This window comes from Vibrio sp. 1978 (genome assembly GCF_033344345.1).
In genome coordinates this window covers 1-1188 of the sequence record NZ_JAWPOP010000119.1, presented here as the reverse complement: position 1 = coordinate 1188, position 1188 = coordinate 1, and the positions used below count along the sequence as shown (strand labels likewise).

General features: G+C 44.4%; 1 protein-coding gene. It reads left to right on the top strand.

The features are described 5' to 3' along the window. Positions 1–169: 169 nt before the first annotated feature. Positions 170–1069, top strand: coding sequence for a replication initiation protein (locus tag R8N49_RS24890; protein ID WP_276432454.1), 900 nt, complete (start codon positions 170–172; stop codon positions 1067–1069). Positions 1070–1188: the final 119 nt, after the last annotated feature.

The following is a 1188-nucleotide window of genomic DNA, read 5'->3' as shown; positions in this document are numbered from 1 at the left end:
ATTGCGAAGTAAGGTATTGAGGAGTAAGATTAACTCTAGATAAAACAAAGCCCCGAAACTCATTCAAACTTGGCGGAATGGAGAGTTATCAGGGCTAAAGCTTAAGGTAATTTTAACACATGGAAAGACAAAGACAATCCACACGTAACCGCCATAAGTGCAGTTATGTGTGAAAGCTAAACAATCAAACGCATTTCAACTCGATCTAATCGAGACGCTTCCTCATAAGCCGTATTGCACCGATGAACTCGGTGTCACTTACATACGCCCAAAAAGTACAGCGATTAAGAAAAAATATCTGCAAGTGAACCAACCGAAGTTGGTCACTTACCTTGTCTTTGATATTGATCGACAAGGCGGTGTGTTGGCTTGGTACGACAACGATCTTCCCACACCATATTGGACTTCAAAGAACCCAGAGAACGCACACGCACACATTGCGTATCGCTTGAAAGTTCCATTCTGTACGTCTGATATCGCGCATAGTGAACCTATTCGCTACGCAGCTGCGATTGAATCCGCGATGATTGAGCGTCTGAAAGCGGATCGTGGATTCGCAGGACTACTGACGAAAAATCCACTGCACCCACATTGGCAAAATGAGTTTTGGACAGAGTACGAGTACACACTCGATGAACTGGCGGAATACCTCGATCTGAAAGGCCACCCGTTACGTGGTAGCGAAACGTCTGGTCTTGGCCGTAACTGTGAGTTGTTCGATAACACTCGTCAGTGGGCATATAGAGCGATTCGAGAATACTGGGCACCTAACTACAAAAGAAAGTGGAATGCAGCCGTATACGACAAAGTAGAAAGCACGAATAGCCAGTTCAATGTCCCTTTGCCTGTGTCAGAAGTGAAAGCAATAGCGAAGTCAATCGCTAACTGGACGTATCGAGAGTTCACGCCTGAGAAGTTCCGTCAGAGCCAAGCTAAGAAAGGAGCTAAAGGCGGTAAAGCATCTAAGCGTAAGCCTGTAGCCAATTCAGAAAGAACACTCAAGCCTTGGGAAGATCTTGGTATTAGTCGAAGAACTTATTTTAGATGGAAGGATTCTGGAAAGGTTTAAGAAATGGCACCAGATAAGCCTTATCAGATAACAGCCCTTTTTAGGGTTGTTTTGCTTTTGCGAGGCTTTTTAATTTTTCGTATGTCAGTGCCTCTTCTCCTATTGTCCATCCTCTATGG